The following is a 14215-nucleotide window of genomic DNA, read 5'->3' on the forward strand; positions in this document are numbered from 1 at the left end:
GCAACGGCGCAGAAGAGGACAAGGCTTGGACAGGCTGCCATCCACCGACGCATCGGTAGCGCAGGAGCGCGCGCAGTTGCCTGCACTGCGTCGCCACCAGCGCCGGCTGCTGTTTGGCGGCGGCGGGCTGGTCAGCCTGCTGATCGTGCTCACCGCCGTGGTGGCCGCATTCTCCGACGTCAACGATTTCCATGCCGCCGAACGCCAGCGTTTCACCGAAGCGCGCACATCGGTGGATTACTTCCTGTTCCAGCGCGACCGCGCCTACGCCACCATCATCAATGGCACTGACGCGATGTGGAGCAGCCAGCAGGCCTATCTGCAGCACCAGGGCGCGCCGCTGGCCGAGCGCTTCGAGGCCAGCGGCGGCGAACTGCTGGTACGTGCCGAAGGGCCGGCGGCGGTACCGTGGCTGGTGCTTGGGCGCAGCGACAAACCGATGCCGCGTCCCCTGCTGGACGCATACCTGGGGCTGGTGGCCGAGCATTCGGCGTATACCGCGGCCACCATTACCGCCCTGCGTGCACAGGGCATGGTCACGATGTACGCCTACGAACCGGAGGGCCGGCTGCTGGCGGTATCCGGCGTGGCCGACGAGGCGCAGTTGATGCGTGCGTTGCGGGTTGGATCGCGCGAGGAGATATTCGCGCGGCTGCTGGTCACCGAAGAGGCGGCGCGCCTGGTGCGCCCGGCGGCGGGCCCGGTACAGCACGCGGCGGCCAGCGGGCGGCTGGTTTCGCGTTTCGATGCCAACCCGGTCACCGGCCAGCCCTCGCTGGTCGGCCTGCAGACGCTTGCCGAAGGGCGCACGCCGTTCCTGCGGCGCGTGGTGTTCGAACCGGTGGAGAGCATCAAGACCCGGCTGGACGAGCGCGAGTCCGGGGCGTTCGCGGTGATCACGCGCGATGGACGCACCGTGCTGCGCAGCGCGGCCATGCCGCACGATCCCGACGCCGGGCTGGTCCAGCGCGCCATGGGCCAGGCGGGGGAGGGCGACCATCGTTTCTTCAGCCATGGCAGTTTCGTGGTCGCCGGTGCGCTGCGTGGCGTGGACTGGACCATGATCCACGCCTATGGCTGGAATGCACTGTGGGCTGACAAGGGGGCACGGCTGCTGGCCCAGCTGCTGGCGGCGGTGACCATCCTGGCGGCCTTGTGGTGGCTGCTGCTGCGGATGGACCGGCGGATATTCGCCCCGGCATTGGCCGATGCCTCGCGGGTGTATGAAAGCGAAGCGCTGAGCCGGGTGATCATCGATACCTCGCCGGTCGGCCTGGTGCTGATCGACCCACATACCGGGCAACCGCTGGTCCAGAACGAACTGGCCCGGCAGATGGCCAGTGACGCCGGTGGCAGCGGTGGCGACCTGTATGCCCTGCTGGCGGAACAGGCACGCCAGCAGCCCGGGCAGGCGGCACATGAATTCCAGTGGGCCACCCCGGCCGGCACGCTTCCGGATATCCGCCTGCAGGTATCGATGGCTCCTGCGAGCTATCGCGAGCGTGCCGTATGGGTGTGTGCGCTGCGCGACGTGACCGCGCAGGCAGAGCTGGAAAGGACGCTGCGCGATGCCCGTCGCGATGCAGAACGTGCACGCGAATCCGCTGAATCCGCATCGCGTGCCAAGACCGCGTTCGTGGCCACGATGAGCCACGAGATACGCACCCCGCTGAACGGCGTGCTGGGCCACCTGGAACTGCTGGGAAGATCGCCGATGCAGCCGGCGCAGCGCGAACGGCTGGACCGCATCCGGCTGTCGGCCGATGCGCTGATGGGCATCATCAGCGACGTGCTGGACTTCTCCAAGATCGAGGCGGGCCAGCTGGACATCGACCCGGTGCGGTTCGAGCCACGGCCCTTGATCGAACAGGCAGCGCTGCTTTATTCCGCTGACGCACAGCGCAAGGGCGTCAAGCTGTACTACGCCATCGAGCCGGAGCTGGAAAGGCCGTTCGAGGCGGATGTGCATCGTATCCGGCAGATCCTCAACAACCTGCTCAGCAACGCGGTCAAGTTCACCGAATCCGGCCGCATCGCGGTCCGGGCCGGCCTGTTGCAACGTCCACCCGGGGCCGCGCCGATGTTGCGCCTGCAGGTGGTGGATTCGGGCATCGGGCTGGATGAGGAGCAGCTGGCGCAGCTGTTCCAGCCGTTCCAGCAGGCAGATGCGAGCATCTCGCGGCGCTATGGGGGCAGCGGCCTCGGCCTTGCCCTGTGCCAGCAGCTGGCGCGCCTGCTGGGTGGCAGCATCCAGGCGGAAAGCACATTGGGCGTGGGCAGCGTGTTTTCGCTGGAAGTGCCGGTGCAACCGGCGGAGCGCGCCACCGAACCGCCGCGCCCGCTGCTCGGCAGGCGCATCACCTTGCTGTCGGCCGCAGCCGAATGGCGTACCGAGATCGGTCGCCTGCTCAAGCGCTGGGGCGCGGAGGTGCTGGTCATCGAGCAGCCAGGGCAGGTGGCCGGCGTGGTATCGGAGGCCACGCTGCTGCTGTTCGGGGAGCGGCGCGCCTGGGGCGTGGATGAGGAACAGGCGCTGATGCAGGCACATCGTCGCGTGGTGCGCGCCTACCCGGCTGGGCCGTTGTCCGCGGAAGACAAGCCCGATGGACTGCATGTGAGCTGCTATGCCAGCGACGCGCTGTTGCGCGCGCTGGACGATGCACGCCGTGACGCGGTACGGGTGTTGCCTGAAGTGCTGCCTGCGCCGGCAACGGAAAACGGGCGCATCCTGCTGGTGGAAGACAACCCGGTCAACCGCGAGCTGATCCAGCAGCAACTGGAAGAACTCGGCTATGGCGTGGATGCCGCGGAGAATGGCAAGGAGGCATTGCTGGCATGGGACCCGCAAGCGCATGTCGCCGTGCTGACCGACATCAACATGCCGATCATGGACGGATACCAGCTCGCCGCGGCGCTGCGCAGCCGCGCGCCGCACCTGCCGATCCTGGCGGTGACGGCCACCGCATTGGCCAGCGAACGGGAACGTTGCCGCCAGGCGGGCATCACCGACCTGCTGCTCAAGCCGTTGAACCTTGGCAACCTGGCACGCGCGCTGCAGGCCCACCTGGGCACCGCGCCGGTCCCGGGATCCAGCGCTGTCGCGGTTCCCACGCCTGCTGCCGCCGATATGCCCGAGCGCCTGCGGCGTACTTTCGTGGACAGTTCCCGTGACGACCTGGCGCGGGCCAGACGCGCGCTGCTACGGAGGGACGATGAGGCCCTGCTGGACCGCATGCACGCCTTGAAAGGCGTACTGATGATGCTGGGCCAGCGCGATCTCGGCAGGCGCTGTGGCCAGGTGGAAGCGGACCTGCGCGAGGGCCGGGAACGGATTGCCGATGACCTGCCGCAGTTGTTGCAGGACCTGGATGCGCTGGTGGAGCACCACGCCAGCCTGCTGCCACCGCAGGGTGACGGCAATGCCTGACCGCAACGCATGTGGCCGCAACTACCGGCCGAAGCCGTCAGTCGGCAGGCGTGGTCTTGCCCAGGCCGAGTTCCACGGCGTATTTGAACAGGTCCGCATCGCGTTCGATCCCCAGCTTGGCCATGCCGTTGACCTTCTGCGTGCTGATGGTCTGCTTGCGCCTGCCGAGCTGGTCGGCGATGGCATTGACGCTGAGGCCGGCGACGAACAACGACAGCACTTCATGTTCGCGCGGCGACAGCGGCAGCGGCGTGCGCACGTTGCCACGCAGCGGCAGCAGCGCCGCGATGCTGGGCGACAGATAACGCCTGCGGACGTGCGCGGCCATCACCGCGGCGGCGATATGGCCGACATCATCGCCCTTGCTGAGGATATGGGTGATGCCGGCCGCCGACAGCGCCTGCACGATGGCGGGCTGGTCCATGCCGGTGAAAACCACGATATGCATGGCCGGGTAGCGCGCCTGCAGCAGCGCCAGCAGTTCCAGTCCATCGCCGTGCTCGCCATGCGGCATCGCATAGTCGGTCACCAGCACGTCGCAGGGCTGGGAATCCAGCAGCGTGACCAGCTCGGTGGAATCGACCGCCGAACCGATGTGGTGCAGCGCAGGGACCGTATCCAGTGCCGCTTCGATCGCCATCCGGATCAGCGGGTGGTCGTCGGCTACGGCCACGCGGATCGTGTTGTCGGCCATTATGGACTCCAGGTTTCGTGTTTGGCCCGATGCAGTTCCGGGCGCGCCGCAACTATATGCCAGCTGGCTTCGAAGGTGGCATCCTGCAGCACATTCCTCCCTTGCCATGGGCCACCAGCGTGACCATCCGTATCGCAATCGCCGATGACCATCCGGTCCTGCTGGCCGGAATGGAGCACCTGCTGCAGTCGCGGCCCGGGCTGGTCGTGGCCGGCCTGGTGAAGAACTCCACCGCACTGGTCGAGCTTGTCAGCAGCACCAGCGTGGACGTGGTGGTAACGGACTTTTCGATGCCGCATGGCCGCTATGGCGACGGCATCGCCATGCTGCGCTTCCTGCAACGGCGCTTCCCGAAGATCCACCTGGTGGTGCTGACCGGCACCGAGAGCCCATTGGTGCTGGCCAACATCCAGGCCGCCGGCATCCGCTGCATCATCAGCAAGGCCGACCCGTTGGAGCATCTGCTGCCGGCCCTGCAGGCGGCCTGCAACGACGGCAGCTACGTGTCGCCTGAAGTACAAAAGCTGTTGGCCGGCGCTACCGCCGGGGACGTGCCGGGTGCGTCATTGTCCAAGCGCGAAAGCGAAGTGCTGCGCATGTATGCCGAAGGGCTTTCAGTGATCGAGATCGCCGTCAGGATCGGGCGCAGCCGCAAGACGGTGAGTACGCAGAAGATCGCGGCGATGCGCAAACTCGGCCTGGGCACCGATGCGGAAGTGTTCCAGTACGCGATAGCCCATGGCCTGGTGAATGCCTCGCAGCTGGCACGGGCCAAGGCCAGCGACGCAGGCTGACGCTGAAGGCCGTAATTCAGACCGGGTCCGATGCTTTTGCAGCAGGGGAATCCTATCGTCTGTGGGCTTACTTTGAGATCCCCGGTCCCGATGTGCCGCCCGTATCCGCTTCCCCCGTAATCCAGCTGCTGATCCAGTTCGCCGAACTGGCGGCCACGGAACAGGCCGCTTTCCTGGATACGTTGAACGTGTACCTGTATACCTCGCCGCAACAGCGCAGGATGCTGCGCCATGCCTGGTCCAAGGGGCTGGAAGGGTTGACGGATGTGGCCGATGCCCCGCCTCGCACGGGAGGGGCGCCGCGCAGGCGGTGATCCAGCCTGCCGGTCGGTGCGCCGTCTTCAGGCAGGTGCCGGCATTGGCCGGCACCCCGTATGCAATCAATACGTCGTGTCGGCGGCCGGCGCTTCAGGGGCCTGGGCGGGGGCCGGCTTGGGCAGGCTCAGCTCCGGGTCACCCTGCTGCAGCTGCAGCATCTGGACTCGCTGCTGCAGCGAATCAAGCTGGCTGTTGCTGCTCTGCAGGTCGGTACTCAGGCTGACCGCCTGCTGCTGTGCCTGTTCCAGCGCGGTGCTGACCTGCATCGATTGCGCACGTTCCTGTTCGAGCTGGGTCTGGAGGGTCTGCAGGCGCTGCTCGTTGAAGGCGACCAGGCGCTCGGTATAGCGCTTGCCGGCTTCCAGGCGGATGGAATCGATGTTGACCTGCGCCAGCTGTTCGGTCTGCTGCACGAACGAGCGGTATACGTGCTCGGCGTTCTCGACCGAATCGGTCTTGATCACGCGCCAGAAATTCTTGTCCTGGAACAGGGCCACGTAGTAGTTCAGCGTGCTGGGATTGAACAACAGGCTGGCACCGTAATTGCCATTGTAGGTGGTGCGCAGTTCGCTCAGCTGCTGGGCGTCCATCAGCTGGCGCAGCTCATCGACCGAACTGCGGGCGACCGGTGCGGCCTGGGCCGGGTCCGGCGTCGGCGTGCGGTCGGCGCGTGCGGCGAAGGCCGACGGTGCGGATAGGATCATCGCCAGTGCCAAGGCCCCGGCCAGCGTGCGCCGGTTTGGCGCTGCTTCCCCTGAGTTTTGTCGCATGTATAGACCACCCACGAGTGGATTGTTGTTGGTTGTGGAGTTTCCCCGACTGGAGTCTAGCACGCACGAATCGGTCGCAAATGCCCCCGGCCTGGACGGCTTAGTAGACCAGCTGGGCACCGCCGCACTGGATGGACTGGACATGGACGTCGGTACGGCCGAGTTCGAGGCCGAGGAGGTTGGCGAGGAGGTCGCTGAGCAGGCTGCCGATATTGTTGAGCAGGGGCTTGAGCAGGTCCAATGGCCCCTTCAGCACGATGCACAGGATACCAGTGCAGGCTATCTCCTCGTTACCTGGGGCAGTGACGCCGCCGCCGTTGAACTGGTCGAGAAACCCTTCCTCGGTATTGGTCTGGATGTAGGACGCCAAGTTTCGCTTAGCGCAGTTCTTGTAGTCCAGGCTTCCGACCACGCTATTGCAGCGCTCTACTACCAGGCCACCGAGGAGAGTTCCGAGAAGGCCCGGGAGGAGTCCACTACCTTGGCCGGTGACCGTTGCACGGAAACCTTCCCAGACCGTGCCGTCGCGGAAACAATTGAACAAGCCTAGAACGCAAGGCTCTGGGACTCCTTTCTTGATCTGCCAGCTTCCTAGTTTTTCGATCCCAAGGTCCTTGGATCCATGCTCAAGCAGCGTGATTGTACGCTCGATGTTGTACGTTCCGTTGCTGTTGCTTCCCGCGAGCAGGTAGCGTTCCGCAAGCTGATATGCCGTGTCGGACGTAGACAGCCCATTGCCCCGAGGATTCAGCATCCCGGACAGCACGTTCAACAGTTGGGTCGTGAGTTCGGAAACCGTGTTTCCCAACGCCAGCTTGTTGATCTGGGTGGAGCCCGTTTCGCCGGCCGCCAAGGTAATGCTCTGCTGGTCAGCCAGTGCATTGACCTTGATCTGGTTGTTGATCAGCGGGATACCCAGCAGGGTCAGCAGTTGTTCGTTCTGCAGTCCTGCGTCGCACACATTGGTCTTTGAGAAACGGTCTGCGTCGCCGACCTTGCCCACACAAGCACGCAGCACCGACGCGTCGACCTGGATGGTGGCGGTGGGAGGGCTGCTGCTACATTGCAGCGAGGTAAGCGTTCCCATCGCGTTGGTCACGTCCACATGCAAAGGCAGGTTAAGACGTGTGCCGAGCAAGCCGAGCAGCCCGCCGACAGCCGGAATGTTGTTCGTATCGATGTTGGCGAACAAGCGTACCTGTGCGTTGTAGGCGCGTGCGCCGACGCCACCGATAGCGATCGACGGCGGCTCGACCACGCCCGCTTTTACCTGCACAAGACCGAGGAGATTGAGGTTGTTCACGGCCACGCCGCGGCCATCGCTGGCGATGGTGATGCCGGTGGTGATGAGATCCAGGAGATTGACGTCCGCCTGCAGGGCGCTGCTTGCCGACCCATCGGGGGCGATGATCTTGGCGAAAAGTCCGCTGCTTCCGTCGTCGCTGCCGAGCTGGACGGCAAGGTCATCCAGGCTCAGCTCCAGGCCAAGCGCGTCGCGAAGCGCCTTGAGGTCGATATCAGTGACGCCGCTGCGGGCCAGTACACTGGCGCTGGCGTCGAGCAGGCTACCCAGCGAGACCTTGTTCGCAGCCAGCAGCGCGTTGAAGTCGCCGATGCTGATGTTGGCATCCACGGGAATGCCCAGCGCTTCCAACAGTCCGCCGGGTGTGATGTGGGCGTTGGCCAGTCCGTCATACCCCAGTACGGTGGTCGCATTGAGGTCCACGCCCACCAGCTTGAGCACATTCCCCAGCGGCGTATCGCCGTTTATCCGCAGCAACTGCGAGCCGACGCTGAACACCGCCGACGGGGCAGACCGCTTGGCCACAGCCTGCGCGGTGACGGTGGGCAGCGATTCGTTCTGGCCGAAGAACGGGATCACGCTGCGGCTGGCGATGACCCGCACCGCGTTGAGCGGATTGCCCTCCGATACGCCCTGCACGAAATGGTCGGCCGCTGCATGCACGGCATTCCAGTTGCCGCAGTGGATTTCAAGTTGGCCCGGGAAGGCATTGTCCTTCTCGGCATTGATCCGGGCTGCCGTATTGTTGCTGTAGCTTGTGTTGCATAGATCCAGCCGCTGCGCGCCGGCGATCGCGGACAGGTCCGCCACCTTCTGCGCATCACGCTTGGCCCAGTACAGATAGCCGATTTCGACCAGGCCGAGCATTGCCACCAGGCCGATCATCAGCAGCAGCATCGTGACCGACATGGCACCGCGCTGTCGGCCAATCCGTGATGGCAAGCGAGCGCGGGCCATGGTCAGTTACCTCCGCCCTGGTTGTTCTTGCCCACGGTGTTCTCGAAGAACTCCGGCAGCTCGTGTTCGAAGCTCTTCAGATAGCGCGTGTAGCTGGCGTGGGCCTGGTCGCCCAGCGTCGGCAGGCTGCCGCCGGCCTGGTCGCCTGATGCCTGCAGGCGCAGCAACTGGCGGGTGACGTCGCCGATCTCGGTGCGTGCCGGCTTCGCCGCGACAGGGACTGACTGGGCCGGGGCATACGCCGGTTCGTAGCTGGGCACGGGGGCCGGGGCATACGTCGGCGCGGCCGCGTCAGCCTGCAGTTCGGTCGCCACGGAGGGATCCGGTGCGGCATACACCTCTGCGGGCGCGGCAACGCGCCGGGGTGCTGGCGCCTGCACCGGTGCGGCAGCCACTGGGGCAGGCGTGACGCCGCCCAGCATGCGGCCGGTCACCGGCGCTTGCTGCGCCTGTGCCGTGGTGGCCGACAGCAGCAATGCGAAGGCCAGGCCGCGCGGGAGGAGGAAGAAGGACGATGTCATGGGGTGTTCTCCGTGGCGGTGGTGACCTGGCCAAAGCGTTCCAGCATGGTGGCTGGCAGGTGGGAATCATTGCGCTGGGCGGCGTCGACGACCGCCGACACCGTTTGCGGATCTGCAGCTACCCGCCGCGGCATGGCCGGGGCGGCAGCGACGCGTGCGGCAGCATTGGACGCGCGCGGGGGCGCGGCGCGTGGCGTGTCGGCGGCCAGCGCGGCATGGGCGGTACTGCTGGCGGCAGGTGGTGCTGGCTGTGCCGGGGTGATCTGTGCCTGGCGCTGGCGCAGGGCGATGGCCTGGCGTTGCACCTCCGCGCGGCTCTCGGCGCCCAGCTTGCCTTGCTGCATCAAGCGCTCGGCGGTTGCCGGGTCATTGCGCAGCAGGGCCCATACCGCCAGGTTGGCCACCGCGCGGGCATTGTCCGGCGCCAGTTCGATCGCCTTGGCCAGCGGCACCTGGGCCTGGGCCAGTTGGCCTGCCCGCAGCCGTGCATAACCCAGGTCGCCCAGCACGTTGGTGTCCAGCGGTTTGAGTTCGGCCGCGCGTGCCAATGCGGTCTCGGCCTTGCCGTCCTCGTCGCGGCCTGCGGCGATCAGGCCGATGCCATGCCATGCCGCGGCTGCCTGGTCGCCACGGGTCAGGCTTTCATACAGCGCGTTGGCTGCATCCAGCTGGCCGGTGTGGCGTAGCGCATCGGCCTGCAGCAGGCGCAGCGCGGGACTGTCGCCGTGGGTCTGGCGGAAGGCTTCGATGTGCGCGAGCGAGGCATAGTACGCACCCTGTGACTGCATGCGCTGGATCAGGTCCAGGTAGGTGCCGCGGGTATTGACCGGGTCGGATTGGGGCTCGGCCAGGCTGGGCCCGGCCTGCCTGTAGCCACCCACGCTCTGCGCGCAGGCAGCCAGCGCGAAACAGGACATCAGCAGCAGCGTTCGCAGCATCATGGTTACATCCGGGTGAGAGTGGAGGCGAGCGCCATCAGCGCAGGGCCGGACAGGACCAGCATCAAGGCCGGCAACAGGGTGAGCATCATCACCACGGTCATCTTCACCGACAGCTTTCCGACCTTTTCCTTCAGCGTGTTGCGGCGCTGCTCGCGCAGCCGCACGCTGAACTGCCGCAGCGGCTCCTGCACCGCGCCGCCGTGTGCATGCACCTGCAGGATCAACTGCACCAGGCCGCGCAGGTCTTCGTCGTCATAGGCTTCGGACAGGCGACGCAGTGACTGTGGACGGCTGCGGCCATGCGCGTAGGCGATATTCGCGTCGTGGATCTCCTGGCCCAGCACCGGCAGGGCAGGGCGCAGCTTCTCGCCCAATGTCTGCAGGCTCTGGTCCATGCTGAAGCCCACGCCCTGCAGCAGGCGCAGCAGGTCGATCAGCATCGGCAGTTCGTTGTTGACCTGCTTGCGCCGCCGCCGCGCCCAGCTGCCGAGCACGATCTTCGGCAGCAGCAGGCCGGCGGCCAGTGCGCCGATGCAGGTAAGCAGGCGCGCGGTGCCTTCGCCCGTGCCCAGTGCCAGCGCCGCCACCAGCACGGCGATCGCCAGCAGCAGGCGCAGGGCAAGATAGATGGCCGTGCCACTGCGGGTATTCCAGCCACCCAGGTCGAGCAGCATGCGGTCTTCGCTGGCCAGCAGTGCGCTTTCGATGCGGCCACCGCTGAAATGTTCGCCAAACGCTTCCAGCCAGCTGAAGCGCCCGGCGGCGGCCGCAGGGGCCGCACTTGCGGCGCTGTCACGCGGTTGCAGGGCACTCTGCAGCGTGTTTTCGCTGCGCTGCTGGCGCGTGCCCTGCATCCAGTGCACGATGCCGAACAGGGCGATGCCGGCGGCAAACACCAGCAGGGTCAGTACCCACCAGCTTGCAGGGTTCATCGCGGGTCTCCAGCAGGTGCGGGCAGGCGGGTCATATGGATTTGGCCAGGCGGTACAGCAGGAAGCCGCCGACCAGCTCCAGGCCAAGCGCTGCCAGCAGCAGCTTGTGGCCCTGGGGGTCGCGCAGCATCGGCTCGAAGAAGTCGGGGCTGGCAAGCGCCATCAGCAGGGCGCTGATGGGCGGCAGCAGCCCGAGCACCCAGGCCGACATCCGGGTTTCGGACGTGGTGGCCTTGAGTTCCTGCTGGGCCTGGTCGAGGTCGCGCATGAAATCGCTCAGCCGCTGCAGCACCTGGTCGGAGCGGCCACCGATGCGCACGCACACGCCCATCACCACCGACAGCACCTCCAGTGCTTCCACCCGCCATGGCGCCGCGGCCTGTGCCAGCGCGCGGTCCAGGTCCATGCCCGAGCGCGCGTTGCGCAGGGTGGCATCGAGCAGGTCGCGCAGCGGCGTGATGGTCTGGCCGGATGCGTTCTGGAATGACATCTGCAGGCTGTTGCCCAGCGCGGTCAGCCGCACCAGGTTGTCCAGGAAGTCGGGAAGCTGGCGGATCAACTTGCGCTGCAGCGCATTGACGCGACGCTGCAGCAGCAGCCAGGCGACCAGTGCGTACAGGCCCAGGGTGATCGGAAAGGCCCAGCCGGTGCCCAGCCGCAGGGCGGCGAACGTGGCCAGTGCAAGGCCCGGCACCAGCACCAGCAACGGGGCACGCCAACCGGGACGGATGCCGGCCCGGATCAGGGTGGAATCCCAGGGCAACGGTCGCTTGCCGCCGGCACCGGTGCTGCCGGGCACGGCCAGCAGGGCGGCGGCGGACGTTGCCGGCGCGCCACGGTGCAGGCGTTGTTCGGCATGGCCCAACGATGCCTGCGTCCGTGCGCGGCGCTGTGCGTTGCCCAGCAGCAGCAACGCGCAGGCAGCAAGCAGGACGGCCAGGCTGAGCAGGAGCAGGACCATGCCCATCGTCACCAGGCTCCCGGGCTGAAGGATTCGCGCAGCGCCTGCCGGAACGGTTCCAGCTTGTGCGAATGCGGGTGGAAGCCGAGCCCGATCCAGCGATCGGTCTCGCGGCCGTCACCGTCGATCTGCACTTCGTGGCGGAACATTTCCTGCGTGGAGATCATGTTGTCGCTGACGCCGGTGATTTCCGTGATCGACACCAGGACGCGGCGACCACTGCCCAGGCGCGAGATCTGCACGATGAAATCGATGGCGCTGGAGATCTGCCGCCGCAGGCTGTCCTCGCTGCCCTGGAAGCCGGCGAAACCGGCCAGCATCTCGATCCGGTACAGGCAGTCGCGCGGCGAATTGGCGTGGATGGTGGCCATCGAGCCGTCGTGGCCGGTGTTCATGGCCTGCAGCATCTCCAGCACTTCGGCGCCACGCACCTCGCCGACCACGATGCGGTCCGGACGCATGCGCAGGCTGTTGCGGACCAGGTCGCGGATGCTGACCGCGCCTTGTCCGTCGGCGCCACCGAGGCGGCTTTCCAGCCGCACCACGTGCGGATGGTTCAGCGACAGCTCGGCAGTGTCTTCCACCGTCAGCACGCGTTCGTTCTCCGGGATGTAGTTGGCCAGCGCGTTCAACAGCGAGGTCTTGCCCGAGCTGGTGCCGCCGGATACCAGGATGTTGCAGCGGCCCAGCACCATCGCCCGCAGCAACGCCTGCATAGCCTGGTCGAAGGTACCCATGGCCAACAGCTCGTCGGGGGTGAACGGGTCCTTGCGGAATTTGCGGATGGACACCATCGGACCGTCGACCGCCAACGGCGAGATGATCGCGTTGAGGCGACCGCCATTGGGCAGCCGCGCATCGACCATCGGATTGGAATCATCCAGGCGGCGGCCGAGCGGGGCGATGATGCGGCGCAGGATGCGCAGCAGGTGGGTGTCGTCAGTGAAGCGCTGCGGCGCCCGCTGCAGGCGCCCGCCCTGGGAGACGTGCACGTCGCGGTAGCCGTTGATCAGGATGTCTTCGATGCTGGGATCACGCAGCAGGTCCTCGAGCGGGCCGAAGCCGGTCAGCTCCTTGACCAGTCCGCTCGATACCGCCTGTACTTCCTGTTCGTTGATCGGAATGCGCCATTCCTGCACGAATGCCGCTGTCTCGCCCTCGACCCAGCGACCGACCGTGTCCGGTGCCCAGGCGTCGATGTCGATGCGCTCGTCTTCGATCCGGTTGAGCAGGTGTTCGTGCGCGGCCGAGAGCACCTTCTGGTACTGCTCGCTCTGCGCGAAAGGCGTCTGCGCCGACTCTGCCGGCACGTCGCGGAACTGGGCGTTCGGGAAGGGCATCACTTTGTCTTCCATTGCAGGCTACTCAATGCGTTGGCGAACCTGTCGCGCAGTCCATGCGCTTCAGGCGTGCTGGTGGTCGGGTCGAACCGGGCGAGCAGCGGAGCGAGTGCACGCAGGTACGGGTCGCGAGGTGCGTCGTCGAGCAGCAGGCGGCCATGGCTGGCGCTGGCGCGCAACCGTGGCCGGTCCGGCAGGGTGGCCAGCAGTGGCAGCTGGAAACGCTGTGCGATCTGCGCAGCGGAAAGGCCGGCCTCATCATCGTCGCGGTTGACGATCAGCTTCAACCGATCGCCGGCTTCGCGCAGGCCGGCCGGCAACTGGCGCAGCAACTGATCCAGCGAGACCAGGCTGGCGATGGCGTTGTCGGTGAGCAGCCATACTTCATCGGCGGCTTCCAGCAGGGCACCCGGCACCTGCCGCAGCGGGGTGCCACCGAGATCGCACAGCACGCTGCAGAACAGCCCGCGCAGGCGCTGCAGCAACAGGCCGGGATCGCTGGGTGGCAACGCCTCGCTGCCGGGGGCGCGGTCGAGCAGCACCAGCCCGCTGGGATGCCGCGCCATGGCGGTGCGGGCCAGCGTGGCATCGATGCGGCTGGCGCCGCGCAGCGCTTCGTCGTAATGGAACTGGCTGTCGATATTGAGGTACAGCGCCAGGTCACCGGCTGGCTGGCTCATGTCCAGCAGCAGCACGTCCTGCTGGTTGCCGGCCGCACGCATCTGCTGCGCCAGCACGCACAGGTGGGCGGCCAGCGTGCTGCTGCCCATGCCGGTGCGCACGCCCAGCAACAAGGTGACCGGTGCCTTGCGGCCCGGCTCCGGCATCGGTGCGGATGCCGATGGCGCGGCGGCGCGCTTGAGTACGTTCTGTACTTCTTCGGCATCGGCGTCGAGATCGATGAAGTCACGCAGGCCGATGCGCAGGGCGGCCACCACGCCTTCCACCTGCGGCACGCTGGTGGAACCGACGGCGACCAGGCACAGGTCCGGGCGCATCTGCCGCAACTGGCGTACCAGCTCGGCCGACGCGGTGGCGCGCGCGGCATGGAAGTCCAGCAGCACCACCGCCTGTGCGCCCACCCGCAGCTGCTGCACGGCACCGGGGAAGCCGGCATCGTGATGGCCCAGCGTCCAGTGCGCAGGCAGCTTGGCCGCCAGCTTCGGCACCAGGTCGCGGTCGCTGGCGAGCACGACCAGGTTCATCGGCATTCCCGACGAAGGCAGGCGGTGGTCGATGGCGAGTGACATGCGCTGC

12 protein-coding genes are annotated in these 14215 nt (G+C 66.7%); 3 read left to right on the forward strand and 9 right to left on the reverse strand.

All coding sequences use genetic code 11. The features are described from left to right. The first annotated feature begins 25 nt into the window (after positions 1–25). Complete coding sequence (locus H4O11_RS03270) at positions 26–3427, forward strand: hybrid sensor histidine kinase/response regulator (RefSeq protein ID WP_182337978.1); 3402 nt, start codon at positions 26–28, stop codon at positions 3425–3427. 37 nt (positions 3428–3464) lie between these two features. Here the strand turns inward: H4O11_RS03270 and H4O11_RS03275 are convergent, their stop codons facing one another. After that, complete coding sequence (locus H4O11_RS03275) at positions 3465–4121, reverse strand: response regulator (RefSeq protein WP_182337979.1); 657 nt, start codon at positions 4119–4121, stop codon at positions 3465–3467. 56 nt (positions 4122–4177) lie between these two features. Between H4O11_RS03275 and H4O11_RS03280 the strand changes: the two genes are divergently transcribed. Together H4O11_RS03280 and H4O11_RS03285 are read left to right on the forward strand one after the other, a co-directional pair. Continuing rightward, positions 4178–4915: a response regulator gene (locus H4O11_RS03280; protein WP_220466555.1), complete on the forward strand. Its 738-nt coding sequence runs from the start codon at positions 4178–4180 to the stop codon at positions 4913–4915. Positions 4916–5007: 92 nt separating this feature from the next. Then, complete coding sequence (locus H4O11_RS03285; protein WP_182337980.1) at positions 5008–5229, forward strand: hypothetical protein; 222 nt, start codon at positions 5008–5010, stop codon at positions 5227–5229. A gap of 66 nt (positions 5230–5295) precedes the next feature. On the opposite strand, the gene H4O11_RS03290 is transcribed toward H4O11_RS03285, so the two are convergent. From H4O11_RS03290 to H4O11_RS03325, 8 genes are all read right to left on the reverse strand, one after another. Next, positions 5296–6003 carry a DUF2968 domain-containing protein gene (locus H4O11_RS03290; protein ID WP_182337981.1) on the reverse strand — a complete coding sequence of 236 codons (708 nt, stop codon included), beginning with the start codon at positions 6001–6003 and terminating at the stop codon, positions 5296–5298. Positions 6004–6103: 100 nt separating this feature from the next. After that, on the reverse strand, positions 6104–8263 hold the full coding sequence (locus tag H4O11_RS03295; protein WP_182337982.1) for a TadG family pilus assembly protein: 2160 nt from the start codon (positions 8261–8263) through the stop codon (positions 6104–6106). Positions 8264–8265: 2 nt separating this feature from the next. Further along, on the reverse strand, positions 8266–8784 hold the full coding sequence (locus H4O11_RS03300; RefSeq protein WP_182337983.1) for a DUF3613 domain-containing protein: 519 nt from the start codon (positions 8782–8784) through the stop codon (positions 8266–8268). Next, positions 8781–9725, reverse strand: a complete 945-nt coding sequence (locus H4O11_RS03305) for a tetratricopeptide repeat protein (RefSeq protein ID WP_182337984.1) — start codon at positions 9723–9725, stop codon at positions 8781–8783. Before H4O11_RS03305 ends, H4O11_RS03300 begins: the two co-directional genes overlap by 4 nt. Before the next feature lie 2 nt (positions 9726–9727). Beyond that, positions 9728–10657: a type II secretion system F family protein gene (locus tag H4O11_RS03310; protein WP_182337985.1), complete on the reverse strand. Its 930-nt coding sequence runs from the start codon at positions 10655–10657 to the stop codon at positions 9728–9730. Between the two features lie 31 nt (positions 10658–10688). Continuing rightward, positions 10689–11618 carry a type II secretion system F family protein gene (locus H4O11_RS03315; RefSeq protein WP_246333226.1) on the reverse strand — a complete coding sequence of 310 codons (930 nt, stop codon included), beginning with the start codon at positions 11616–11618 and terminating at the stop codon, positions 10689–10691. A gap of 8 nt (positions 11619–11626) precedes the next feature. Then, entirely contained in the window at positions 11627–12973 is a 1347-nt protein-coding gene (locus H4O11_RS03320) for a TadA family conjugal transfer-associated ATPase (RefSeq protein WP_182337987.1), read from the reverse strand. Continuing rightward, positions 12958–14208, reverse strand: a complete 1251-nt coding sequence (locus H4O11_RS03325; RefSeq protein WP_246333227.1) for a fimbrial protein — start codon at positions 14206–14208, stop codon at positions 12958–12960. The genes H4O11_RS03320 and H4O11_RS03325 overlap by 16 nt, the downstream gene beginning before the upstream one ends. Between the last annotated feature and the right edge of the window lie 7 nt (positions 14209–14215).

Source organism: Stenotrophomonas tumulicola (genome assembly GCF_014117215.1).
Taxonomy (GTDB): Bacteria; Pseudomonadota; Gammaproteobacteria; order Xanthomonadales; family Xanthomonadaceae; genus Stenotrophomonas; species Stenotrophomonas tumulicola.

Excerpts from the sequence above, each read along its gene's own strand:
- H4O11_RS03315 (WP_246333226.1), bottom strand. The coding sequence starts at position 11,618 with ATGGTCCTGCTCCTGCTCAGCCTGGCCGTCCTGCTTGCTGCCTGCGCG.
- H4O11_RS03295 (WP_182337982.1), bottom strand. The coding sequence starts at position 8,263 with ATGGCCCGCGCTCGCTTGCCATCACGGATTGGCCGACAGCGCGGTGCC.
- H4O11_RS03305 (WP_182337984.1), bottom strand. The coding sequence starts at position 9,725 with ATGATGCTGCGAACGCTGCTGCTGATGTCCTGTTTCGCGCTGGCTGCC.
- H4O11_RS03280 (WP_220466555.1), top strand. The coding sequence starts at position 4,178 with ATGCCAGCTGGCTTCGAAGGTGGCATCCTGCAGCACATTCCTCCCTTG.
- H4O11_RS03275 (WP_182337979.1), bottom strand. The coding sequence starts at position 4,121 with ATGGCCGACAACACGATCCGCGTGGCCGTAGCCGACGACCACCCGCTG.
- H4O11_RS03320 (WP_182337987.1), bottom strand. The coding sequence starts at position 12,973 with ATGGAAGACAAAGTGATGCCCTTCCCGAACGCCCAGTTCCGCGACGTG.
- H4O11_RS03325 (WP_246333227.1), bottom strand. The coding sequence starts at position 14,208 with ATGTCACTCGCCATCGACCACCGCCTGCCTTCGTCGGGAATGCCGATG.
- H4O11_RS03290 (WP_182337981.1), bottom strand. The coding sequence starts at position 6,003 with ATGCGACAAAACTCAGGGGAAGCAGCGCCAAACCGGCGCACGCTGGCC.
- H4O11_RS03310 (WP_182337985.1), bottom strand. The coding sequence starts at position 10,657 with ATGAACCCTGCAAGCTGGTGGGTACTGACCCTGCTGGTGTTTGCCGCC.
- H4O11_RS03300 (WP_182337983.1), bottom strand. The coding sequence starts at position 8,784 with ATGACATCGTCCTTCTTCCTCCTCCCGCGCGGCCTGGCCTTCGCATTG.